Source organism: Veillonella sp. 3_1_44 (genome assembly GCF_000163715.1).
In the GTDB taxonomy this organism is placed as follows: Bacteria; Bacillota; Negativicutes; order Veillonellales; family Veillonellaceae; genus Veillonella; species Veillonella parvula_A.
On sequence record NZ_GG770199.1, the window covers coordinates 537874 to 563603 of the forward strand.

Genomic DNA, 25730 nt, shown 5'->3' on the forward strand with positions numbered 1-25730 from the left:
ATACATGTATCAAGTGGTTTTTAATATGATTTCACTTATCTATTATAATTTGCCAAGATGTTTCATAGCGGTATAAATTTTTCCTGCAAGTCCTGTCATTTGCTTTTTAGGAATACCACAGGCAGCTATACGAATACCATTTGCTAATGCAATTACATAGATATGATCTTTCTTCAACTCTTCACAGATAGCATTCGCAGAGTCTGTAGGAATTGTAATAAAGAAGCCACCGCGGTAAGGTAACATAGGAAGTCCTACTTGTGCTGCTTCTTGTTTAAAGATATCAGCACGATCGCGAATTAATTGATAATAGCAATTGCGTTCAGCTTCATATTCCTTAAACTTAGCTGGATCAGCCACAATATTAGCCATTGTACGCATTGCGGGACGACAAATATTGGACCATGTGGCACGACTTGTAGATTTGTTAACTTCGAAAAACTCATCAGCTATTTCTTCATCATCAGAGATCCCAATCATCGCACCAACGCGCTGACCATACATAGTAAATCCTTTAGATAAGCTATAACACACACAGGTGAGAATTTCTTTTGGTAAATGACTAAATTTATTGAAGAACGCACGTACCTCATCTTTTTCACCAGAGTAATCAAGATATGCTACATCAATACCAATAATCACATTATTTCGACCAATAGCAACTAAATCCTTCAGGAAATTAAGGATAGAATCCCAATCTTTATCCTCAATAGAGTAGCCGGTTGGGTTATTACCTGGTGTGTTAAAGATAACAACCACATTTGTTTGTTTAGCCGCCAATTCGTTTACACGATTTTGGAATGCTTCATGATTAAAGTTATTATGTTCATCAAATAAGGAATACGTAACTAGTGTACGTCCAGTATCACTACAAATAACACGGTATGCACCCCAGTACCAATCCGCTGTTAATACTTCATCACCAGGCTCTGTATAGTTATGAATCAAATGATGAATGCCACCAGTGCCACCTGCGGTAGCAATGCTACGAATATGACCTTCTGGACGGAAATTACCAAAACATTCTTTTTCAGCAGCACACAAAAAATCTGGAATACCCGCAATTGGTGCATAACCAACATGTTCAGAATCCGAAAGACTCAAATATTCTTCTTTAACGGTCTTAAGAAAAACTAAGTTTCCCTCTTCATCATGAATAGCACCCAACGTACCATTCACAACATTCTCACGGCCATTTTCTTTAGCATCAGCTTGAGCTTGACCAGCAGTTACGAAGATTACGTCTTTTAATTTTTTTCCTTTTGCATGCTTTGCAGCAACACTTGTCATAACTTGCACCATCCTATCTGAAATGAATATTACACATTTATCATACCTAAACTGATTTAAATATACAACGTATATTCAGTAAATATATTGTATACATAGAAGATTTAACTAACTATTAGTAACTCAACACTTATTAAATATATATAGAATATATTAAGTACCTTATTTAGGAAAAATAGTTAACAAATATACAATAAAACAGTAAATATATAAAAAAAGACCACTCAAAAGAGTGGTCCTTATCATCCTTAGAAGGAGTAGCCTACACCAGCGTGTAAACCTTTTGCAGTTTTATCATTGCTATCTACGCTATATTTATCATAGCCATAGTATACATTCAAATCTACATCAGGGCGTACTTCATATTGAGCACCTACTTGATAAGTTTGCTTAATATCATTACCCCAACCAGCCTTAGCAAAGCCGTTTACTTTATTAGTCAAAGGTACATGACCGATAACACCGGCTTGGAAACCAAGTTCAGTATCATTTGTACGAATCGCAGTACCTGCACCATATAGATTTACATTTGGATGTACCTTATAAACCAATGCTAATTGATGATCTTTAATATCGCCATTTTTTGCATTTAATTTATCGTAAGAGTATTGTAATGCAGCTTTATTGGAAAGGTCGTGTTGTAAAGAAACACCGAAACCATCATTGCTATTGCCACCACCGTTAGATACGTGTTGTTTAAAAGCATAATCAGCTTGTACCTTAGTGGATCCATCACTAATTTTTGTTACAGGAGCTGCAGCAAATGCACTGCCGGCTACAACTGTAGCTGCTAAAGTTAATAATACTAATTTCTTCATTTTTACCTCCTATACACATACCAATGGTATGTCTTAATAAGTTACTAATTGATAGGTATAATAATTATACAATCTATAAATTAGCGTTTCATGAATACAGGGATATCAGGGATACCACTGTTAGTATTTGTAGTGGATGCCGGACGGGATGTAGTTGTTGTTTTACCGAATTCAGGTACATTCTTAGTATTTGAATTAAAACCAGTTGCCACAACAGTAATTTGAACTGTATCGCCTAAGCTTTCATCGATAACAGAACCAAAGATAATATTTGCATCAGGATCCGCCGCTTCAGAAATAATTTCGGCAGCTTCATTAATTTCAAACAAGCTTAAGTTAGCACTACCGGAAATATTGAGTAAGATGCCTTTTGCACCATCGATAGATGTTTCCAACAATGGGCTATTAATAGCCATTTTAGCTGCGTCAGCAGCGCGGTTTTCACCTTCGCCAACGCCAATCCCCATCAATGCTTCGCCTTGTTCAGTCATGATAGTTTTAACATCTGCAAAGTCAAGATTGATCAAGCCAGGAACTTGAATCAAGTCTGAAATGCCCTTGATACCTTGGCGAAGTACATCATCAGCTGTACGGAATGCATCGCTTAAGGAACATTTTTTATCTACAACTTGCAACAATTTATCATTAGGAATAACGATAATAGTATCTACTTTTTGAGTCAAGAATTCAATGCCTTTTTCCGCTTGTGCACGACGGCGTTTACCTTCAAAAGCGAACGGTTTAGTAACGACGCCTACTGTCAAGGCACCGATTTCTTTAGCACATTCTGCAACGATAGGAGCAGCACCTGTACCAGTACCACCACCCATACCAGCAGTTACGAATACCATATCAGCACCTTCAAGAGCTTTTATAATTTCTTCACGGCTTTCTTGAGCAGCCTCTTCACCGATTTGTGGATTTGCGCCTGCACCAAGACCTTTTGTAACCTTCTCGCCAATTTGAATCGTTACATCCGCTTTAGATAATTCAAGCACTTGGCTTTCAGTATTAGCGGATAAAAATTGAACACCTTTAAGATCGCTATCTACCATGCGATTAACAGCGTTATTACCGCCGCCACCAACACCGATAACTTTAATATTTGCAAAATCAGACATTGAACTTCCTCCTCTTATCGTTATCTATCGTATCAATATACGTCCCAATGTATCGATTTATATACTGACAATCTTATAACAATTACATTTATTTTACACTAAAATTTAAAAACTTTCCACTATATAGAATGTGATTTATTAGAATCGCTTAGTCATAATAATCTTTCGTATAGCGCCTACATTAATAAATACATGCAATCCAAAGCCAATAAGAGCTACGTAATATAGGTTAATTCCTATGAGGTCACCTACATATACAAGAATAACAGCTAACACAACATTTGAAAAGAACCCAAGTACAAAATTACTAAGATCAAAGGTTCGTTCCAATGCAGCCCGGCTACCACCAAATACAGCATCTAGTGCAGCCAGAACAGCGACTGATGTGTAATTTGCATAACTTATAGGTATATGAAATGGTGAAAGCCACCCTAATGTAGTACCTACAATTAAACCAACAATGGCAAAGATATAAATATTCATTCTTTACCTCCTGTTTCATTAGGCTTTATATGCTCTTCTCTGAAGGTTCCTGTAAAAGCTGGAATAGCTATTTCATTTTCTTCCTTTATGGTTACCTTTATGCCCCAGTGTTTCAAGGAATCTACCACACCGCCTCGCATGGTGAGCGCAGAATTTAATGTTTTTGGATCACCAATTGCTTTAACTGTAAAAGGCGCCCCAAAAACCTTACCATTCACAGTAATAGTCGGGCCAGAGCATCGTATTTCAGAAGTCCCTATGAGACGTTGATCATTGATAGCTATCGCCTCAGCCCCACCAGCTCGCAATTCATTAACAATACGTAAAATATCTTCATCATGAATTACATATAAATTAGGATTTTCACCACTTTGAATTGGCTTTAAGCTATCCTCAATTAATACACTAACACCCGTACCTTTAACATTAGTTAAAGCCGCTTTCATCATCAACTGTTCATCTGCTTTAACATTGCTACTAGCACCAGACTGTTTAAGTTCTTCTATTTGTTTTAATAATGCATCACGTTCACTTTGGGCCTCTCGTAATTGTACGGCTAAATCACCAGCCCGTTGTAAACGGATATTTTCTTCTATATTATCTTGAGTCATCTTATATTGAGTAACAACCATGAAACCCAATATACAACTGACTAAGGCTATTGCCCACCGTTCGTGTCTCACGACAATCATCTACCTTTTATCTTCAACATGACCTTGTTTATCTTGTTTTTTATCATCCTTCTTAGTAGATGAATTTTCTGTTGTCTTTGTTCCAGTCTGATGCTTTTTAACTTCCGGTATTACATCAGTTTTTATATATGGTGATGAAACATTAACATCTATATATTGTACATTGCTATGTGTTGTCTTAATATCTTGTAACATAGACTGAGTTAACTCGGCTTTTTTAGGTAAGTCTTTACTATCTCCTAATCTAATTTGCACCCCCGATACGGTATAAGCCATTATTGCATCAGGATCTCCTATATTGACTTCTGCAATAGTCTTGAAGGTGCTCTCATCAAGAGAGTTTAAGTATTCAAGAGCCGCTAAAATGGGCTTATCAACAACGGTATCACCTAACAAAATATTTCCCGCCTTAACACCTGATATCATTGGTACCGACGTATCTTGTATTGCAGGCTCTGATGCAATCACTTGACCTTTACTGTCAAGTGTTAAATAACCAAACTGAGCTGGTACAACTGCAACAGCTTTGCGCTCTATGACACGTACAACCATTGTAAATGGCAATTGATAACTAATTTGGGCCTCTTCAACCCGTAAGTCTTTCGCCAATCTAGTTTTTAATTTCTCTGTACTAATTTGCAATATATTTACAGGTTCATGAATATCCCCTGCTACCATTACATCTTGTACAGTTACCTTATCCGATCCTATAATTTTTAAGGATCCAAAAGGAATAGGTAGTGTAAACAATCCCACCAACACGAGAGTAACTGCACCACCGATTTTTAACACTCGTTTTCTAAATACAGCCCGTTCATCATGAACAGGTGTAGAAGACTGCATCTCCCCAGAGTTGGATGGATGGTATTGCTTGTCATCCATAGATAACTCCTTATGTTCTATTCAGCCCTTAAAATTTCCCTATACTAGCTGTTAATAGAATCTTTTCACATAATGTTGGAAAGTCAATTCCCATTTCTTTAGCTGCCTTTGGTACTAAAGACGTTGCCGTCATACCTGGCACAGTATTGTATTCTAGAACATACATATTATCTGCATGATCTGTCATAATATCAACACGAATAACCCCACTGCCTTGTACTTCGCGATACACAAGTTCCCCTATGCGTTGCATCTCAGCAGTCATTTCTTCACTAATAGGCGCAGGTACTAAATATTCTGTAGCACCTACAGTATATTTACTGGTATAGTCATACTCCCCAGAATGTGGACGTATTTCAATTACTGACAATGCCTTTCCGTCAAGAACGGATACTGTAAATTCGCGACCATCAAGAAATTGCTCTACTACAAGAATCGGATCATATTTTAGCGCTTCTGTAACAGCAGCCTCCAATTGTGCCTCATCACGAACGATGGTAACGCCAATACTAGAGCCTTGAGTGGCAGATTTCACCACTACAGGAATCGTAAACTGTTTACGAATATGTCCTATAATAGCTTCTGCAGATTCTAAATTACCATTAAAGGATTCAGAAGTAGCTGTTGGAATATTAGCCCCTTTGAAAACATCTTTGCTTACTTTTTTATTCATTCCTACCGCATGAGCCATGATGCCCGATCCAGTATATGGAATTTCTGCCATTTCAAGTAAGCCTTGTAATGCACCATCTTCACCATAACGACCGTGAATTGCATTAAATACAATCTCTCCACCTAAGGATTCAATGTCTTTTAAAACAGTACGAGGATTAAGTTCTAATGTTTGGGCATTATACCCTTTACTTTCGAGTGCTTCCGCAATAGCAGCGCCAGTACGGCGAGATACTTCAGCCTCTTTGGAAGGACCACCCATCAATACGATTATTTTTCTATCTTTCATTGCAAGCCTTCCTCCAATATAGCTAATAATTTAGGTCCATATTGATTAATAGAGCCGGCACCCATTGTGATAACTAGATCATTAGGTCGCACAATTTTTGCCAATACAGCTGGTATATCATCAACAGAAGGTACATAATGTACAACCTTATGTGTAGCAGCTTCAACAGCGTCAGGAATAGTACGTCCATCGATACCTGCAATCGGATCTTCACCAGAACTGTAAATATCTGTCATATATATTTCATCAGCACTTGTAAAAGCAGTGGCAAATTCATCTTTCAACAAGCTTGTACGTGTATACCGATGCGGTTGAAACACACAAATAACGCGATGTTTTTCAAGCTCTTTTGCTGCTCTTAAGGTCGCTTTAATTTCTGTTGGATGATGTGCATAATCATCGACAACCCAGACGCCAGCAACATGACCTTTTGTTTCAAAGCGTCGTTTTGCACCGATAAATTTACCTAACGCTTTTGTAATAAAGCGATTCTCTACACCGCAACATTCATGAGCCACAATAAAGGCTGCCAATGAGTTTAATACATTATGTTCTCCAGGCACGCACAAGCTGATGCGGCCTATATTAATGCCTTTATGATATACATCATATACCAAGGAAGAGTCCACATAATGAATATTTTTTGCTACATAATCATTATTATCCTCTAACCCATACGTAATAAAAGTACGTTTTACGCGGCTCATAACATAACGAATATTTTCATTATCACCACATACGATAGCTTTGCCTGCTTCTGGTAACGTTTCGACGAACTCACAGAAAGCGTTTAACAAGTTATCCATAGTTTTATAATGATCCATATGATCATCTTCAATATTAGTTATAACGATAGTATGTGGATGCAATTTTAAAAATGAACCATCGCTCTCATCCGCTTCCACAACGGAAAAATGGCCTTTCCCAAGGCAACTGCTACCTTTGAGATAATCTACTTCGCCACCGATAATTACTGTAGGATCCGCATTAGCCTCCACTAAAATTTGTCCAATCATTGAGGTTGTAGATGTTTTACCATGCGCACCAGCTACTGCGATACCATCTGTTACATCTAATACAGCCTTTACAATATCAGAACGATGTAAAATGGTAATCCCTTGCTCTTTAGCAGCAACAATTTCAGGATTGTCTTCACGAATCGCTGTAGAACGAACTATGGCATCAACACCATTTACATATTCTTTATTATGACCGATATGCACCGTGGCACCCATATCTCTAAACTTAGAAATCACTGCAGATTCAGCAATATCTGAACCAGATACATCATAACCTTTTTGAATCAAAATATTCGCTATCGCACGCATACCAGATCCACCAATACCGATAAGGTGAATTTTGTGAATACCGTCTAACATAAAACCTCTCCTTGTTACTTTGCAATAGATAAAGCTAATTTTGCAATATCATGAGCCGCATTCGGTTTCCCCAATTGCAATGCTCGGTCTCCCATTTGTGCCAACAAATCACGGTTGGCCATAAACATCTCGATTTCCCCTATCAAATCGTGAGCACTCAACATTTTATCTACAATCATATGAGCCGCCCCTTCTTGTACAAAGATACGTGCATTATAGGTTTGATGATCTTCCGCTGCGTATGGATACGGTATCAATACGGATGGAATACCGCGAACTGCTAATTCTGCAAGACCTATAGCACCAGATCTAAATACTGCTAAATCGGCTGCTGCTAGTGCTTTTGGCATATCATGTAAATACGGCAAAATCAAAGATGAACTACCTAAACCATCCCCATCGGTAATGCCCAATTGGGATAAAACAGATTCATATTCTCCGTTTCCCGTAATATGGATTAATTTAATACCTTTCACACCTTGAAAGTGTTTATGTACATCTATCATAGCATTGTTAATAGTTCTCGCCCCTCGAGAACCTCCAGCTATGAGTACTGTAAAGGTATCATCACTTAAGTTGAAATAGTTACGTCCCGATGTTCTCGAATCAACTAGCACATCTGGACGAACAGGATTCCCTGTATAGACTACGCGCTTTGCTTTAGAAAACGATGCTTCTGCATCCTTATAGCCTAGGGCTACCACATCAACAAAACGACTCAGAATTTTATTAGTAATGCCTGCTATGACATTCTGTTCTTGAATTATAGTAGGAATATTATGTAATGCTGCAGCCAAGAGAACAGGACCACATACATAACCCCCAGTACCAATAACCACATCAGGTTTAAACTTACAAACTATAGCATTAGCTTTTACAATGCCTAAAGCAGTTTTACCTAATGTGACTAATGTACCTAACGATAATTGACGCTGCAAGCCTTGCACAGGAATTGTAGTAAACTCTATCCCCTCTTTAGGAACTAATGTAGCCTCGAGACCTTGCTTGGTACCAACATATAACACCTTTGCATCAGGATTCTGTTTCATAATTTCCTTATATATAGTTATTGCTGGATATATATGTCCACCAGTGCCACCACCTGAAATAATAACACGTTTCATTAATGGTGTCCTCCCTCTTGCAACATATGAACACAACGTTTAAAGTCATCTCCACGCTCTTCAAAACAGCTGTACCAATCAAAGCTTGAGCAAGCCGGAGATAATAGCACAATATCGCCAGTCTCTGCCAATTTATAGCCTTGTTCTACGGCTTCTTTCATAGATAAAGCACGATAAATCGGCTTCACACCAGCCTCTTTTGCAGCCATCTCAAAACGATCTGCCGCTTCCCCCATAAATATAACAGCTTTAGTATGCTCTTTAACTAGCTGCATAAAATCTTCTAAAGGCGTCATTTTATCATGACCACCAGCTAATAGAATAACTTGTTGATCAAAGGATTCTAATGCTTTAACCACAGAATCTACATTAGTCGCTTTAGAATCATTATAAAATGTAATACCATCAATCGTCTTAACGCGTTCTAAACGATGTTCAACGCCATGGAACTCACTAATAATACGATGAATTGTTTCTACAGGTACGCCCAATGCATGAGATAAAGCAATAACGGTCAATATGTTTTCAATATTATGACTGCCTGGAATATGAATATCTTCATCTGCAATAACAAATTTTGCTACCCCATCTTTAGCAATATAACATTGCCCATCAGCATAATAAGCGCCATTCTCTACGGCTTTTTTTTGACTAATTTTTAGAATATGACTAGGCGCACGATGTTCCATATCAGCTACAACGGGATCATCTATATTCAACACTAAATAATCTGTACTTAATTGATTTTCAAAGATGCGTTCCTTCGCAGCAATATAGTTTTCCATCGTCTTATGACGAGCTAAGTGATCTGGAGTAATATTGAGAATAATAGCCCCAATAGGCCTAAAATGCTTGATTGTCTCTAATTGATAACTAGATAATTCGGCTACCAAAAAACCGTCTGCAGGCATAGAATACGCCACTTCACTAAGGGAATCACCAATATTTCCACCGACGTGAACTGGTTTTCCAGAGCCTTCTAGTACTTTAGTTAATAAGGTTGTTGTCGTAGTCTTACCATTTGTACCTGTAACAGCTACGATAGGTGATTTAGATACTTCATAAGCTAATTCTACTTCGCTGACCACGTCAATACCACGGGCCTGTGCTGCTTTTACAATTGGAATGTCTAAAGAAATACCTGGAGAAATAACGATACGATCCACGCCATCTAGCAAGGATTCATCTTGACGTCCTGTAATAATATTTACCCCTGCAGCAACAAGTCGTTTCTCCTCAGCCGTAGGCAGTGTCATAGGCTTATAATCATTTAACACAACATGCGCACCTACTTGGGCTAATACCCAAGATGCACCTATACCGCTAGCTCCAGCGCCAAGAACAAGTATATGTTTATCTCCATATTCCATCTATATCACCTAAATTATTTATAAAATTAATGTATCCTATCTAATAAGCATACCATTATTTACAACTTCCGTTAAGTATTATCTTATAAAGTTATAGTCGCTAAAAGTACACCAATAACGGCTAAAACAGCTCCACCAAACCAGAAACGATTAACAACTGTTTGTTCTGCCCATCCGGAAAGTTCAAAATGGTGATGAATAGGACTCATCTTAAATACACGCACACCCCGTGTTTTGAAAGAAATAACTTGAATAATAACAGATAGTGCTTCCATAACAAAAATGCCACCAATCACCACAAGTAGCAATTCTGTTTTAGTCAAAATAGCCATTGCTGCAAAGGCACCACCTAATGCCAAAGAGCCTGTATCCCCCATGAATACTTTTGCAGGGTTCACATTATATACCAAAAAGCCAAGACATACAGCTGCTATTATAGCGCCAAAGTACGCAACACTTTCAGCACCGATAGAATTTGTCATCGATGCAGCCATCAGACCAATAACAGAGAATGCTATCGCCGCCACTGCTGATGTACCACCAGCAAGACCATCAAGACCATCTGTTAAATTTACTGCATTTGTAGCTCCTACAATAATCAAAAATGCCAATACATAATAACCCCATCCCAATTGTAATTGTATATCTACAACAGGAATCCATAATGTGGTAGGAACAACCATAATCTCAGTAATGCAATAACAGAATACGGCAGCCAATATAAATTGTCCAAGTAATTTTTGCTTCGCTGTTAAACCAAGATTTCGTTTCTTTACTGCTTTTACAAAATCATCAAAAAAACCTAATAAACAATGACCCAGTGTTAAAAATAATAACATACCTGTACCCACATTCCATGGTGCAAACAATGCCACGCCAATAACAAGGGCAACCATCATGAAAGCACCGCCCATTGTTGGCGTACCTGCTTTCGCTTGATGACTTTCAGGGCCTTCTTCACGAATACTTTGTTGTGCGTGCAAAGAACGCAACATAGGAATAGCAATTTTACCTAGCACTACCGTAATGATGAAAGTCGCTACGAAGGCTAACAGAATGTGATTTATCATATGAATCCTCTACTTATTAATAAATAGGACGGCTAGATATAACTAGCCGTTACCTATTATTCTCGATCCTTTAATTCTTCAACAACGCGCTCCATTCGTAAACCACGGGAACCTTTCACAAGGATAACATCCCCTTTTTCACGAATATCACTGTATGCATTTGCCATTTCTAAATGACTCTTACAACGGAATGTAGTTAAACCCGCTTTTTTCGCTTCCTTTGCAATAAAGGCAGCAGCATCACCAAAGGTAAATACAACACTATATCCTTCTTCAGCAAGTAATTGACCAATTTCGCGATGTGCTTCTTCAGAGAAGTCGCCGAGCTCGAGCATATCACCGAGCATTGCAATTTTACGTTTACCTTCCAATTGACCAAGAGCTTTAATCGCTTCAGCCATGGATGATGGATTTGCATTATAAGCATCATTTAAGATAACAATATCTTCAAACGGAACGATTTCTTGACGCATTGGAGTTCCAGTAAACTCGCTCAAACCTTTACGAATTGTATTGGATTTTATACCTAACACACGACCTGCGACGATAGCCGCCAATGCATCATATACATTGTGTTCACCAATCATAGGCAAGAAGATATCAAAAACTTCATCATAACACTTACAGGTAAACTTAATACCATCTTTTTTATAGCGCAAATGACTACCAATACATGTAGCATTACGTTCAATACCATACGTAATAGTTTTACCTTTAGCTAAGCTATCCATTGCTTTTACATATGGATCGTCCTCATTAAGGATAGCCACACTATTTTCAGGCAAGCAACGAATCAACTCACCTTTTGCTTCAGCAATGGCTTCGCGAGAGCCTAAAAGCTCGATATGACTAGTACCAACATTGGTAATAATCCCCATCGTTGGTTCTGCAATCAACGCCAGTTCTTCAATTTGGCCGAGGCCACGCATACCCATTTCAACAACACAGGCTTCATGCTCAGCGGTCAAACGTAACAAGGTTTTTGGTAAGCCAATTTCATTATTATAGTTTTTCTCAGTTTTTAATACATTAAATTCTGTACCAAGTACGGCTGCCACCATTTCCTTTGTTGTAGTCTTACCAGATGAACCGGTAATAGCAACTACAGGAATATCAAAACGGCGACGATGATAACGTGCCAAATTTTGATATGCTACCAAAGTATTGTCTACCTCGATACAAGCAATGCCTTCTACAGCACGTCCTTTTTCAACGATAGCTCCTGTGGCACCTTTTTCAATAGCCGTATTGATAAAATCATGACCATCAAAAGTGTCGCCTTTTAATGCTACAAATAAAAATCCCGATTCAATAGTTCTCGTATCAGTAGATATATCTAAAAACTTAATATTGTCGGTATGTGCATTTGCCCCCTGTGTGGCTTCCACTACTTGAGACAATGTAAATTCTGCCATATTAAATCTCCTTGAGAGCTGCTCGCGCCTCTTCACGATCATCGAAATGAATCGTTTTATCCTTTAAGATTTGGTAATCCTCATGCCCCTTACCTGCAATCAGTACAATATCCCCAGGTTGTGCATTTTGTATAGCATGTTGAATCGCTTCTCGACGATCAACGATAACTTCATAGTGAGTTCCTTCTCGAAGACCGTCTTTAACGCCTACTTCCACATCTTTAACAATTTGTACAGGATCCTCTGTACGCGGATTATCAGATGTAACATACACAACATCACCGTATTGTGCCGCAATGCGTCCCATAATAGGACGTTTGGTTGCATCTCGGTCACCGCCACAACCAAAGACTACAATAATACGATTTTCTTGAATAGCCTTTGCTGTTTGTAAAATATTTTCTAACCCATCTGGTGTATGTGCATAGTCTACAACAACAGCAAATGGTTGACCTTCTTCAATCAATTCAAAACGACCAGGTACAGCACTAAATGTTTTCAACGCTTTATCGATGTCTTCCATGGAAATACCTTCTAATAGGCAGGCACCAATAGCTGCTAATGTATTATACACATTAAACAAGCCAGTCGTATTCATTGCAACTGTATAGTCATGACCATCATAAGATACCGTGTAACGGCTAGACTTTGGCGTCATATCAACGTCATGAGCATTCAATGTGCCGCTACCATCAATACTATAGGTAATGATAGGGGCTGTAGTTTTTTCAACAACCCGATGTCCATAGGCATCATCGATGTTAATGACAGCACCCTTACCAGATTTTACTTGGTTTGGTTTGCTAACCTGTTCAAATAGTTTACATTTAGCTGCCAAGTAATTTTCAAATGTTTTGTGAAAGTCTAGATGATCTTGTGTAAGATTTGTAAATACTGCCGTATCATACTCAACACCAGATACGCGTCCTAAAGCCAATGCATGGGAAGATACTTCCATTACACAATATGTAACACCCTCTTCTACCATTTGATGCAAGATATGTTGTAAATCTACTACGTCAGGTGTCGTATTATGAATCGGATATGATGTATCACCAATCATAATATGAACGGTACCAATTACACCAACCTTATGACCTTGAGCTTTCAAAATATGACGAATCATATGACTCGTAGTCGTTTTACCATTAGTACCAGTAACGCCAATCATGCGCATAGAGTTGGCTGGATAATCAAAAAAGTACGGTACACAGACCATCATAGCCGCACGTGTATCTTCAACAGTGATAACACAAACATCACCACTTACGTCCACCGGTTTAGATACTAGTACAGCTACTGCACCAGCCTCAATAGCTTTATTTACATAGTTATGACCATCTACAGTGGCACCATCTAAAGCAATAAATAAACTACCTGCTTTTACAGCACGAGAATCAGCAGTAACATCTAAAATTTCAACAGCTGTATTACCTTCTACATGCGGTGCATGTAAGGTTTTTACTATATCTTGTAAGTGTTTCATATACAATCTCCTTTACACGCAAAGGAAAGCAGCCCAATACGAGCTGCTTCGCCTGCTAGTCTATAATTTGCTGTTTCTCTTGTACATTACGTTCAGTAACAGCGCTTTTTGTGCTATAAACAAAAGAATCAGGCAAAACCATTCCTAGTTGTTCTTCTGCGATTTGTTGGATACGTACAGGAGACTTCAAGGAAGCCACTTCAACGTCCAATGCATCGTTATCTTTTGTTAATTGTACTACAGCTTGCTGTGTTTTAACTACCTCATAGCCCAACTTTGTACTGTATGCATTCATAACCATCATAATAAGCAAACATGCAACTAATGCAGCAATACCATATACAACTTGCCACATCATAGGGCTTAAATCTAAAGCTACGTTTGCACTACGTCTTCTCCCTTGTGCAATGACCAACATATCACCTTTTACTTGGCCCACAACAGCCTTTCTCGCTAACATAACACTTAACCCCTTCCAAATCTACAACTTTACTGCTACGCGCAATTTAGCGCTTCTAGCTCTCGGATTAACTTCAATCTCCCCTATACTTGGCTCTATAGCCTTATTCTTTGCCTTTACAACTGCCTTGTGATTACAAACACACACAGGCAATTGTGGAGGACATATACATGCAGTACTTAACTCTTTAAAAGTTTGCTTTGTAATTCGATCTTCCAAGGAGTGGAATGTAATAACTCCAATCTTTCCCTTTGGTTTTAACATCGATACAGCATCTACAAAACTATCATGCAAAATTGCTAACTCTCTATTTACTTCAATACGTATGGCCTGAAACGTCCGTTTTGCCGGATGAGGTCCATCTTGTCGCGCCTTTGCAGGTATTGCATTCTTAATAATTCTAACTAACTCGCCAGTAGTAGTAATTCTTTTTTCTTGACGTGCTTCAACAATAAACTCGACAATTCTTTTAGCCCATCGTTCTTCCCCATAATCGCGGATAATTTGTAGTAATTGTTCACTGTCATATTCATTGACAATTTCCTCTGCCGTGAGAGGTGCATCTTTATCCATTCGCATATCAAGAGGTCCATCATTCATATATGAAAAACCTCGTTCAGGAGTATCTAGTTGATAGCTGGATACACCAAGATCAAATATAAAACCATCGACTTCATAAATGCCCGCATTTTGGAGGGCTTCTTTTAAGTTAGAAAAGTTTGTAGGTATCGTTAACACCTGACATTTCAAATCAGATAAACGCTGTCGAGCTACACTCAAAGCATCTTCATCCTGATCTAAACCGATAATCATGCCTTCTGGATCTAGCATCTCACCCACTGCGTGAGCATGTCCTGCCCCACCGAGGGTACAGTCCACATAAATGCCTTTTGGATTAGTTACGACGGAGTCCACTGTTTCACGTAAGAGTACGCTAGTATGATTAAATTCCATCATAGCCTCCTATAACATAATCCCTTCAAGCCCTTCAACTAATTCTTCCATACTTTCAGCTACTTGCTCATCATAGAAATCGTATTTTTCACGGCTCCAAATTTCAACGTGGTCTCCAGCACCTACAATAACAGCCTGTTTATCAAGGCTTGCATATTCACGTAATGGTACAGGAATTAGGACACGACCTTGTTTATCATATTCAAGTTCAGCGGCACTACCAAAAACAAAACGTTTTAAAGCACGCACGCTAGCTTTAGTGGAGGATTGTGATTGTAAAGCTGTAGAAATTTTTTTCCATGCCTCTTCGGTGTAAATAGCCAAGCAGTTATCTAGGCCTTTTGTAACGATGCACAAATCGCCTAGTTGTTCACGTATTTTAGCAGGTATAATCATCCGCCCTTTTGTATCAATGGTGTGATTATATTCGCCCATGAACATATGTATCACCGCCCTTTACTATTTCTTATCCACCACTATATGGTAAATTCTACCACAATTCCCCACCTTTCACAACAAAAAATCTATTTTTATCCCACTTTTTTATATTTTTCTTGTTTAATCTCTATTTTTCTCCTCTTTTCTACAATACATATGTTCGATTAAATATTCAAAAATAAACAATTTAAACCACTCTCCACCACAATTGCATAATACCAATCCTTAAATGGACATAAACCCCACTTTTAGATGTATTATGTTTAGGAACTCAATGTATTATGTTTAGTAACGCATAAACGTTAAATATATTTAGGTCTATATTAAAAAAGCAAAAAAACCTCATCAATGTACAACACATACATTGATGAGGTTTTCCTCTATTTATATGATTTTAATTATAGTATTAGAATTTAGATTCGATAGCCGCTTGAAGATCGCCTTTAGGCAAGAAACCAATTTTACGGTCTACTACTTCACCATCTTTTAGAATAACGAATGTAGGCAATACTTCAACTTGTAAGTTACGTGCTAATTCTGGTTCTTCATCAGCGTTTACTTTTACAAAGTTAGCTTTACCTTCAAGCTCACCTGCAATTTCTTCAATGATTGGCATCATACGTACGCAATAACCGCACCATGGAGCCCAGAAGTCAACAACAGTAACACCACCTTGGTTTACTAAATCTTGATATTCAGCAGTTTTTAAATCTTTTAATTCGCTCATTGTACCCTCCTACGGTAATTGAACTAATACACAATCTTGAATGACATGCAGATCTAAAGCATGTGCTTTTTCAACAACAGATGGTTTATCCGCCCCCGGTTGCAACCACACAACAGAAATGCCAAGTTCTTTGCATTCATCAAGTGCAGCTAACCCCGCTGCTTCTGGTACAACAAAATCTACCACAGCAGGCACAACGGGAAGTGCAGAAAGACTAGAGTAACAAATGTCTCCATCTATTTCTGCAATATTAGGATTGACTGGATATACTTCATATCCGTGATCTTTAAGACATTTATAAATCTTATAACCGAACTTCTCGGTTTTATGGGTAGCTCCAATAACGGCCCATACTTTTTGATCTAAAGCTTGTTGAATTGTCATTTCGACCACCTCTTATATACTATTATAAATAAATATCGAATATTGTCAATATATTATATCGAATTATATAGTTAAAGAATTATTCTCTTTTAGCAAACATCCTATAACATAAATCAATACTATTTTATTACTCTATTCTTTAATTTGTATCTCAATCGCTTTCTGACTAAGACTAGGTACATTTAAATCAATCTCAATTAATTCAGATAAACTGATTTCTCTACGACTTAATGTATGAGCTTCAACTAAGCCCCCTACAATAGCCAGCTCACCTAAAATCCTATTAGGAGACCATTGATTTTCACGTAATTCACGAATAGTAATACTCTTTTGTCGCTTAGATAATCTATGCCCTTCAGAATCAATTAATAATGGAGCATGCCCATAAGAAGGTAGTTGTATATTTTTAGATTTGAAACTGGTTTGTAATGTTCTATATAAATATATTTGCTGCCCTGTAGTCTCTAGTAAATCGTCTCCACGAATGACCTCCGTTATCCCCATAGAAATATCATCCAGTACAACAGCTAAATTATAGGCATACATACCGTCACCACGACGCAATACATAATCATCTAATTCACCTTCCAAATGAATATGTTGAAAGCCTTGCCAACGATCTACAAAATCTATATCACAGAAATTAACGGCTAAACGCAAAGATGGCTCCTTAGACATCATAAACTCTTTTATCAATTTATCCTCTAGATGACGGCAATGACCATCATATCGATGTACTACCTCTCCTACATGGGGCGCCGAAGCAATAGAATGCAATCTTGTGCGATTACAAAAGCAAGGATAAATTAGTTTTTCTGATGCAAGATGTTCTAATACGTCTCCATAATATGTTTGTCGTTCACTTTGCCAATATGTTGATTCTGGTCCACCAACGCGAGGTCCTTCATCCCATTCAAATCCTAGCCACTCTAAATCATCTAATAGAGCTTCCCCTAACTCACGTTTAGAGCGTTGGATGTCTATATCCTCCATTCGCACAACATACTGCCCTTTTTGTTGCTTCGTAGAAATATAAGATAAGAGGGCTATCCATACATTTCCGAGATGAATATATCCTGTGGGGCTTGGAGCAAATCGACCTTTCATGATGCCCTCCTACAGTACAAAACAAGTGGCATATCCCGTAAACTTACACAGAATATGCCACTATACATGATATAAAACGATTATCCTAGAGAAATAATGTTATCGAATACCTTACCAGCGTCTTTAATTTTTTGTTCGTTCCCCATTGTACAAATATGATTGTCCTTCAACACTGGTTCAACCACATCTGCTAAAGCAACGATATTCTCTGGCTTACAAGCGATAACTTGTTTACGAAACTCTACCTTATCCTCTAGTTTAGCACCGCTAAAATACATCCCCATCGCACGTGGACCACGCAACGCAGGAGTCATTGGTAAATCTAAAGAGCTCATAGTACCGATAATATATTTACGCATCTCACGATCAGTCAACGTAAACTCACGAAGGTATTGAGGTAATTCTTTATATACATTTAATGTTTCTACCAAGTTTGGATCGCGATAGCTACAGAAAATCATATTACCATCGTCATAGAAGTTTGCGAAGGCACCGTAAGCACCGCCTTGTACACGAATACGAATCCAAAGATACTCATAACGTAAAATCGTTTCCAATACACTCATTGGGCCTACGTGTTTATACCCATGGTCTATAAAGTTACCACCTTGAGCTACGTATTGAACCTTACCAGCTGTAACGATACCATCATTACCAGACAAACGTGTAATTTTTAATGTATCATTACTTAAGTCAGTAGTATCCCAAGTTTCAATCAATGGTTTCATGAGATGTTCAAAGGCTTCTAATTCGCCTTCTTCACCAACGAACATGATATCCACATTATTAGCACGGAAAATCTTACGAGCCACATCAGCTAATTTTTCCGGCAATAATGGTAATGCCGCAGGATTAGAAGCCAATTCGCTAATCTTTTGATAGTAACCAAAGTTACCATTATCTCTGAATTTACCAACTGCAGATACTTGTGCCATAACACGTTGACTTACAATGGAGTTGCCACGACGAAACGCTTCATTATCCCAAATAGCTTTGCTTTCTTGAACAAGTTCGGTCAAGCGTCTATGGTCACTATAATCTGCTTTTTGTACTACTTCGTTAATCAAACGGCATAAGTCAGGTAATTTAGAATGCAAGGCTTTAGCTCGAACAATCATGAGAGGCGTAAATTCATCACGCTTACCATCTTTGCTAATAGCCGTAATATCTGAGCTTAAACCACCAAGATTCATATTGATATCTTTCGCCAATGCTTCATAGCCACGTTCAGATGTGTTGATACGACCGATAATATCACTTAGAATATCGGCATAGAACAACTCATCTTCTGTAAGACAACTTAAATTAAAGTAAAGACCTACATAGTTGATGCCTTTTGTGAAAGTAGGTACAAAATGTACTGTAGTATTGCCAATTTTACTTTCACGACGTTCTACTTCTTCAATATTAGGATTTAAATCTGATAATTCAAGCAATGGAATCGACGCTAATGCTTCGTCGCTATCTGGAGCCTCTTGACGAAGTTTAAGTCGTTTTGTTTGCTCTACAATCGCTTCGATTTCTTCTGGAGTCATCTTAGCTTTTACAGAAGCTAAATATTCTTTAACCTCTGCATCCTTGCGCTCTTGAAGACCACGTTCAGGATAAATAGAAACAAGCACTTTATGATTGTTATTTAAGATAGATTGACGAATTAAATCTTCAAAGTACGTACCGGATAAGCCCTTGCGAATATTCACTAATGCTTCTTCGTAGTGTAATAACTCAAGTGGGTCATTGTCATATAGCCAATTATCCATCATACGGATAACATAAGCAAGACCAATTGGGCGACCACCAAAGTCGCTTTCACGAAGAGCAAACTCAATGCTATTCAAGGAAGCTTCTAATAATTCTTTATCTAAACCATTATCACAAAGTTCTTGTAATGTAGATTCCACAATACGCTGCAAGTCAGCTTGTTTATCGAGATTAGAACCAGTTGCTTGCACGGTCCACAAAGGTTGACGAATGCTATCAAGATAATAACCACTCACATCAGAACCGATACCGGCTTTCACCAAAGCCTGTTTAAGAGGAGCCGCAGGAGATGTCAACAATGCATGTGTTAATACCTCAAAAGCCAAGCTATGCTCAGGTGTTACATCAGGTAAAACATAGGCAAAGGAATGTAAAGTTCGGTTGTCGGTTGGCTCTTCAGAACCTACGCTATATGGATAACTTACCACTTTACCTTCCGTAAATGGCGTTTGTATACCAACCTCTGTATTAACCTCAATAGCATCAAAATGACTTAAGTACTCATCATTCAAGAATGCCAATTGCTCTTCAATATTCATATCACCATAAAGGAAGATATAGCTATTGGACGGGTGATAATGAACTCGATAGAACTCTTGGAACTCTTCATAAGTTAAGTCTGTAATATGGTCAGGATCTCCACCAGAATCAACACCATAAGTGGTATCTGGGAAAAGTTCACGCATCATTTGGCGTTCTAGAACGGAATCCGGAGAGGAATAAACACCCTTCATCTCATTAAATACAACACCTTTATAGGTAAGTTCATCGTCCGCACTATCTAATTCATAATGCCAACCTTCTTGCATTACGATTTCCGCATCTTCACGAACGCGTGGATACAATACAGCATCAAGATATACGTCCATCAAGTTGTGGAAGTCTTTATCATTCTTGCTGGCTACAGGATACATTGTTTTATCAGGGTAAGTCATAGCGTTTAAGAACGTGTTTAAAGATCCCTTAACAAGCTCAACAAATGGCTCTTTTAAAGGAAACTTACGAGAACCACATAAAACGGAGTGTTCCATAATATGTGCAACACCAGTACTATTATGTGGTGTTGTTCTAAAAGCGATATTGAATACTTTATTAGAATCTGGTGAATCAATATAAATTAAACGAGCACCAGACTTTTCATGTTTCATTTCATAAGCGGTACCATTAATCTCATCAATGCGCTCAATGCGGTCAAGGCGAAAGCCAGAATAAACCTTATTTATTTCCATGCTGTCCCTTCTTTCTATACTAATATAATGATTTCTCTCTGAATAATTTATTATATCATATCGATGACTCTATATATAGATGTTAAGAATAATTATCGAATTATAAAACCCCATAGGCAAGTATTCCCATGGGGTTCATATTATTTATTATGTTGCATCTGCCACTTTTGATTGCGACGCAAGGTTAATAAGCCTTCTAACACGGCTTCGAATTGTATAAAACTCAATGTATATGGTTGATACATATCTGGTACAACCTTGTAAGTAATAGTAACCTCAGATTTATCGTAATCATAGAAGATACCATGTAAATTACTCATTGTTGTGTAACCAGTTTGAGCTTGTTCCAATGTTGGAATAGGCTGATTTTTTAGATTTCCTAGTAGATCGCTAATGAAACCTTCCTTACGACCTTGGTCATTGAGCATTTCATCCATAAAACTACGTAGACTATCCATGCAATGATTAACCTCGTTGATCTAACAATAAGCCATTATGAATTACACGAACAGCATCTTTTACGCGATCTTCAGCAACAAGACAAGAAATACTAATTTCAGAAGTAGAAATGATTTCAATATTGATACCTTCTTGGCTCAAAATATCAAACATTTGCGCAGCTACACCAGGCTGTCCTAACATACCTGCACCAATAATGGAAACTTTCGCCATTTTTTCGTCAATATTAACAGCTTCAATATCTACTGCTTTTTGTAATTCTTCTAATACTTCTCGAGCTAATACCACATCATCCATAGCTACTGTAAAGATAAGATCAGTTTTTGGTTCTCCCACGGAACGAATAGATTGAACAATCATATCTACGTCAACGTTTCTAGCAGCTAATGCTTTGAATACAGTCGCTGCAACGCCTGGTTTATTTTCAACGCCTACAAGGGCTACTTTTGCTGTATTTGTATCATCAGCTACGCCAGTAATTACGTGTTTATTTGCTTCCACAGTATAATCCTCCCGAATAATAGTACCTGGTTTATCACTAAATGTAGAACGTACATGAATAGGTACACCATAACGGAAACCCATTTCTACAGCACGCGGTTGCATTACACCTGCACCAAGGCGTGCCATTTCAAGCATTTCACCATACGTTACTTCTTCTAATTTGAAAGCTTCCTTCGCCACGCGAGGATCTGTAGAATATACGCCGTCTACATCCGTAAAAATCTCACATACATCCGCTTTCATAGCACCTGCCAATGCAACAGCTGTTGTATCAGAGCCACCACGGCCTAATGTCACCATATCACCATATTCAGTTATACCTTGGAAACCAGCAACTACTACAATTTTACCTTCATCCAAAGCTTCAAACACACGATTAGGATCAACGCCCAAAATGCGACCTTTATTAAACGTATCACTACTTGTAATACCTGCTTGATCACCTGTTAAGGATACAGATTCCTGACCACGTTCGTTAAAAGCCATTGCCATCAATGCAATTGTTACTTGTTCACCGGTAGACAACAAGCGGTCCATTTCGCGACCATACGGCTTGGATGTAACTTGTTTAGCTAAGGCCACCAAGTCATCAGTTGTATCACCCATAGCAGATACAACAAGAACGATTTTATCGTCAGCTTGCTTCTCACGAAGAACGCGATCAACAATATTAAATATTTTTTCTGGTGTAGCTACGGAACTACCACCAAATTTTTTAACGATTAAGGCCACAATAATCCCTCATTTAACTATGTTTACTAAATATCAATATGCATATACTTTACCACAAACAAATAGCACTGTAAAGGGATGTACAGCAATTAATCCACTGGAGTGATACAAAACTCCTTTTTATGCGGACATTAAAAATCAAATAATATGTCTATAATATTATGAATATGCATTAAACAATCCTAACATGTATTAGCCATAATGCCATTAAATATCTACTATTAAAAGTTTAACTTTGCCTCATTATTAAACTATGTAAACACATAGATATACAAAAAGACCAGCCCTAGGACTGGTCTTTATTAGTTGTAATAGTTAATTAAGCAACTACGATATCTTTTTCGGATTCCCACAAGCCATGGATATTGCAGTAGGAAACAGCGATCAATTTACCGGATTTTTTCAAAGCTACTGCTAAAGTACCTTCAGAAACTGCTGCTACAGGACCTTCGTTTGCAGTTGCACCGTCACCATGAACGTTGAACTCGATAGCGCCAACTTCGAATGGTAATTGAGTGCCTTCAGCTACGAAGTACAATTTAATCCAATCAATGTGATGTTCTACAGTGTTTGGATGTGCAATGTCTTTACCTACGGATAAAGTAACGTGGAATGTTTCACCTGCTTTTACAGTGTCAACTGTTTCGATAACAGGAACGTGTTTTTCAGTAGCGAAATCGCCAGATTTAATGTAATCATGTACAGCCATAGTTAACCTCCTGGTTAGTCTTATATACATACTTAATGTCAAGAATATTGAGCACCTCTGTGCTTATGACTATATTATACATTTTCGATATAGTTTTAGCAAGTTCTTTTTCGATTTTTTTCGATTTTTTTGAATTAAATTAAAATTCTATACCTTTAGCCGCTTTTATGCCCTTTTCATAAGCATGCTTTACTACCTTCATTTCTGTTACAGTATCCGCCATATCAATGATTTCAGGTTTAGCATAACGGCCTGTCAAAACAACATGAAGTCTTTTTGGCTTATTGTTAAGCATTTCCACTACAGAGTGCACATCGATAAGCTCATAATTAATGGCATTATTTATTTCATCCATAACAATTAGATCCCATTTGTCGGAGTTTACTTCCTCTACTAATGTACGCCAAGCGGCTTGTGCTGCTTCTTTGTGGCGAGCAAGCTCAGCTTCTCCTACTTCATCACGTTTATAGTAAATAAAACCTTTTCCCATAGAGCGAATTTCAACTTGATCACCTAGTTTAGCGAGACCTGCCAATTCACCATAACCATTACCGCTCTTAATAAATTGTAATATAAGAACCTTGAAACCTTGTCCGACAGCACGTAAAACAACGCCTAATGCCGCTGTTGTTTTACCTTTACCATTCCCTGTATTAACTAGAATTAATCCACGTTCTTCCATAATAGCTCCTTTAATACGACCTGTCCCGCAGAATGTAATTGTGATAACACATAGTCATATAAATCTATTAAATACATCTACACATCTATAACTTTTGGGATTTGTAAGCAGCACATGTATCAACAAAATGTTGTGCCCCTTCATCAGAGCCAGCAAAGTTCAAATGTAAGTAAGAAGCTAATACATTTTTTGTTGCATAGCCGCCGTCATACGATTGAAGTTTACGGCCTCCTTCTAAATGAAAAGCCCATGGGAAGTCATCTATAGTTGGCTCCATTGTAGAGAAATGGAACTCATGACCACGAATAGCTGTATTCATAGCGCCTAATAAAGTATCTCTCTTTGCAGTTGCTGTAACATACCCCACCTTTTGAAGCTTTTGTTGCATCACACAATTGGCAGGTACAATACCTACAGTTTTATATACAGAGCCTTCAAAGTCATGAATGCTTTCACAAAGATACATAAGGCCACCACATTCGGCATAAATAGGCATACCTTGTGCATTAGCTTGGCGGATAGATTCCTTCATAGACTCATTGCTAGATAACTGGAATAAAAACATTTCTGGAAAGCCACCCCCAAATACAAGTCCGTCTACATCGGGAATTACCGAATCATTAAGCGGACTAAAGTAAACAAGCTCAGCCCCTTTTTCCTCTAACGCAGCAAGACTAGCTGGATAATAAAAAGAGAATGCCTCATCATAAGCTACACCGATTTTCACACGTTTTTCAATGGATTTAACATCTATAGAATCTGGTAGTTCGATAGTTGGTGCATTGGTAGCAATTTCCAATAGTGCATCGAGATTTACCATCTTCTCAACAGCTTCTCGAATCGTATTAATCGCCTCTGTTGGATCGATTTCAGTAACTGGTGTAAGTCCTAAATGACGCTCTGGAGAATGCATACGATCATCACGATAAATGGCACCAATAACAGGTACGCCGATTTTATCCATCCCTTCACGAACCATACGCTCATGATTGGCTGAGCCTAAGCGGTTCAAAATGACACCGCCAAAGTTTACCTCTGGGTCATAGTCACGGAACCCTTTAGCAATAGCTGCCGCACTTTCACCCATAGCCTTACAATCAATAACAAGCACCACCGGTGCATTTAACTGTTTAGCAATTTGAGCCGTAGAACTAACGCCTTCTCGACCACCATCGTAAAGGCCCATAACACCTTCAATAATGGCAAGGTCTACATCGTGCGCCATAGTAGCAAAGAAAGGAGTTAACTTGTGAGGTGGCACGAGCCACGTATCTAAATTATAGCTGTCACGGCCGGATGCAATTTTATGAAAGCCCGGATCAATATAATCCGGGCCCACTTTAAAAGATTGCACCGTACGTCCACCATTTGCATAAGCGGCCAATAAGCCCGCTACGATAGTTGTTTTACCAACACCAGAGTTGGTACCAGCAATGACAACACGTGGAATCTGTACTGTGTTCATAGATATTACCTCGTAATACGACGTGTTT

General features: G+C 38.2%; 25 protein-coding genes. All 25 read right to left on the reverse strand.

Annotated elements, in window-relative coordinates:
- Nucleotides 1-42 precede the first annotated feature (42 nt).
- Complete coding sequence (locus HMPREF0873_RS02525) at nucleotides 43-1290, reverse strand: aminotransferase class I/II-fold pyridoxal phosphate-dependent enzyme (RefSeq protein ID WP_008714133.1); 1248 nt, start codon at nucleotides 1288-1290, stop codon at nucleotides 43-45.
- Nucleotides 1291-1538: 248 nt separating this feature from the next.
- A complete protein-coding gene (locus HMPREF0873_RS02530; protein ID WP_004696198.1) occupies nucleotides 1539-2108 on the reverse strand; it encodes an outer membrane beta-barrel protein in 570 nt (189 codons plus the stop codon).
- Between the two features lie 80 nt (nucleotides 2109-2188).
- Nucleotides 2189-3229 carry a cell division protein FtsZ gene (ftsZ, locus tag HMPREF0873_RS02535; RefSeq protein WP_004697140.1) on the reverse strand — a complete coding sequence of 347 codons (1041 nt, stop codon included), beginning with the start codon at nucleotides 3227-3229 and terminating at the stop codon, nucleotides 2189-2191.
- Between the two features lie 138 nt (nucleotides 3230-3367).
- Nucleotides 3368-3712, reverse strand: coding sequence for a small basic family protein (locus HMPREF0873_RS02540; RefSeq protein ID WP_004696202.1), 345 nt, complete (start codon nucleotides 3710-3712; stop codon nucleotides 3368-3370).
- Nucleotides 3709-4404, reverse strand: a complete 696-nt coding sequence (locus tag HMPREF0873_RS02545; protein ID WP_004697175.1) for a DUF881 domain-containing protein — start codon at nucleotides 4402-4404, stop codon at nucleotides 3709-3711. Before HMPREF0873_RS02545 ends, HMPREF0873_RS02540 begins: the two co-directional genes overlap by 4 nt.
- A complete protein-coding gene (locus tag HMPREF0873_RS02550) occupies nucleotides 4405-5286 on the reverse strand; it encodes a cell division protein FtsQ/DivIB (protein ID WP_008714136.1) in 882 nt (293 codons plus the stop codon).
- A 28-nt stretch (nucleotides 5287-5314) separates the two neighbouring features.
- Nucleotides 5315-6247 (reverse strand): D-alanine--D-alanine ligase, encoded by a 933-nt coding sequence (locus HMPREF0873_RS02555; RefSeq protein WP_004696208.1) that lies wholly within the window; start codon nucleotides 6245-6247, stop codon nucleotides 5315-5317.
- On the reverse strand, nucleotides 6244-7626 hold the full coding sequence (murC, locus tag HMPREF0873_RS02560) for a UDP-N-acetylmuramate--L-alanine ligase (protein ID WP_008714138.1): 1383 nt from the start codon (nucleotides 7624-7626) through the stop codon (nucleotides 6244-6246). Before murC ends, HMPREF0873_RS02555 begins: the two co-directional genes overlap by 4 nt.
- A gap of 14 nt (nucleotides 7627-7640) precedes the next feature.
- Nucleotides 7641-8750, reverse strand: coding sequence for an undecaprenyldiphospho-muramoylpentapeptide beta-N-acetylglucosaminyltransferase (gene murG, locus HMPREF0873_RS02565; protein WP_008714140.1), 1110 nt, complete (start codon nucleotides 8748-8750; stop codon nucleotides 7641-7643).
- Nucleotides 8750-10120, reverse strand: coding sequence for a UDP-N-acetylmuramoyl-L-alanine--D-glutamate ligase (gene murD / locus HMPREF0873_RS02570; RefSeq protein ID WP_008714142.1), 1371 nt, complete (start codon nucleotides 10118-10120; stop codon nucleotides 8750-8752). Before murD ends, murG begins: the two co-directional genes overlap by 1 nt.
- An 83-nt stretch (nucleotides 10121-10203) precedes the next feature.
- On the reverse strand, nucleotides 10204-11190 hold the full coding sequence (gene mraY, locus HMPREF0873_RS02575; protein WP_008714144.1) for a phospho-N-acetylmuramoyl-pentapeptide-transferase: 987 nt from the start codon (nucleotides 11188-11190) through the stop codon (nucleotides 10204-10206).
- A gap of 56 nt (nucleotides 11191-11246) precedes the next feature.
- On the reverse strand, nucleotides 11247-12605 hold the full coding sequence (gene murF / locus HMPREF0873_RS02580) for a UDP-N-acetylmuramoyl-tripeptide--D-alanyl-D-alanine ligase (protein ID WP_038125420.1): 1359 nt from the start codon (nucleotides 12603-12605) through the stop codon (nucleotides 11247-11249).
- 1 nt (nucleotide 12606) lies between these two features.
- Complete coding sequence (locus HMPREF0873_RS02585; RefSeq protein WP_038125422.1) at nucleotides 12607-14091, reverse strand: UDP-N-acetylmuramoyl-L-alanyl-D-glutamate--2,6-diaminopimelate ligase; 1485 nt, start codon at nucleotides 14089-14091, stop codon at nucleotides 12607-12609.
- A 55-nt stretch (nucleotides 14092-14146) separates the two neighbouring features.
- Nucleotides 14147-14551: a cell division protein FtsL gene (ftsL, locus tag HMPREF0873_RS02590; RefSeq protein WP_004697156.1), complete on the reverse strand. Its 405-nt coding sequence runs from the start codon at nucleotides 14549-14551 to the stop codon at nucleotides 14147-14149.
- 21 nt (nucleotides 14552-14572) lie between these two features.
- The gene (gene rsmH, locus HMPREF0873_RS02595) at nucleotides 14573-15505 is read right to left on the reverse strand and encodes a 16S rRNA (cytosine(1402)-N(4))-methyltransferase RsmH (protein WP_004696226.1); all 933 of its coding nucleotides are present in this window, start codon (nucleotides 15503-15505) and stop codon (nucleotides 14573-14575) included.
- A gap of 9 nt (nucleotides 15506-15514) precedes the next feature.
- The gene (gene mraZ / locus HMPREF0873_RS02600; RefSeq protein ID WP_004696227.1) at nucleotides 15515-15946 is read right to left on the reverse strand and encodes a division/cell wall cluster transcriptional repressor MraZ; all 432 of its coding nucleotides are present in this window, start codon (nucleotides 15944-15946) and stop codon (nucleotides 15515-15517) included.
- 403 nt (nucleotides 15947-16349) lie between these two features.
- Nucleotides 16350-16670, reverse strand: a complete 321-nt coding sequence (gene trxA / locus HMPREF0873_RS02605) for a thioredoxin (RefSeq protein ID WP_004696229.1) — start codon at nucleotides 16668-16670, stop codon at nucleotides 16350-16352.
- A 9-nt stretch (nucleotides 16671-16679) separates the two neighbouring features.
- Entirely contained in the window at nucleotides 16680-17054 is a 375-nt protein-coding gene (locus tag HMPREF0873_RS02610; RefSeq protein WP_004696231.1) for a CoA-binding protein, read from the reverse strand.
- 132 nt (nucleotides 17055-17186) lie between these two features.
- Nucleotides 17187-18161, reverse strand: a complete 975-nt coding sequence (gene gluQRS / locus HMPREF0873_RS02615; RefSeq protein ID WP_008714152.1) for a tRNA glutamyl-Q(34) synthetase GluQRS — start codon at nucleotides 18159-18161, stop codon at nucleotides 17187-17189.
- 80 nt (nucleotides 18162-18241) lie between these two features.
- Nucleotides 18242-21151, reverse strand: coding sequence for an insulinase family protein (locus HMPREF0873_RS02620; protein ID WP_008714154.1), 2910 nt, complete (start codon nucleotides 21149-21151; stop codon nucleotides 18242-18244).
- Between the two features lie 140 nt (nucleotides 21152-21291).
- On the reverse strand, nucleotides 21292-21609 hold the full coding sequence (locus tag HMPREF0873_RS02625; protein ID WP_004696238.1) for a hypothetical protein: 318 nt from the start codon (nucleotides 21607-21609) through the stop codon (nucleotides 21292-21294).
- Nucleotides 21610-21616: 7 nt separating this feature from the next.
- A complete protein-coding gene (locus HMPREF0873_RS02630; protein ID WP_004696945.1) occupies nucleotides 21617-22846 on the reverse strand; it encodes an aspartate kinase in 1230 nt (409 codons plus the stop codon).
- Between the two features lie 319 nt (nucleotides 22847-23165).
- Nucleotides 23166-23555, reverse strand: coding sequence for a class II SORL domain-containing protein (locus HMPREF0873_RS02635; RefSeq protein ID WP_004696242.1), 390 nt, complete (start codon nucleotides 23553-23555; stop codon nucleotides 23166-23168).
- 139 nt (nucleotides 23556-23694) lie between these two features.
- Nucleotides 23695-24237 (reverse strand): cob(I)yrinic acid a,c-diamide adenosyltransferase, encoded by a 543-nt coding sequence (cobO, locus tag HMPREF0873_RS02640; protein ID WP_008714156.1) that lies wholly within the window; start codon nucleotides 24235-24237, stop codon nucleotides 23695-23697.
- Nucleotides 24238-24322: 85 nt separating this feature from the next.
- Nucleotides 24323-25702 (reverse strand): cobyrinate a,c-diamide synthase, encoded by a 1380-nt coding sequence (locus tag HMPREF0873_RS02645; protein ID WP_008714158.1) that lies wholly within the window; start codon nucleotides 25700-25702, stop codon nucleotides 24323-24325.
- Nucleotides 25703-25730 lie beyond the last annotated feature (28 nt).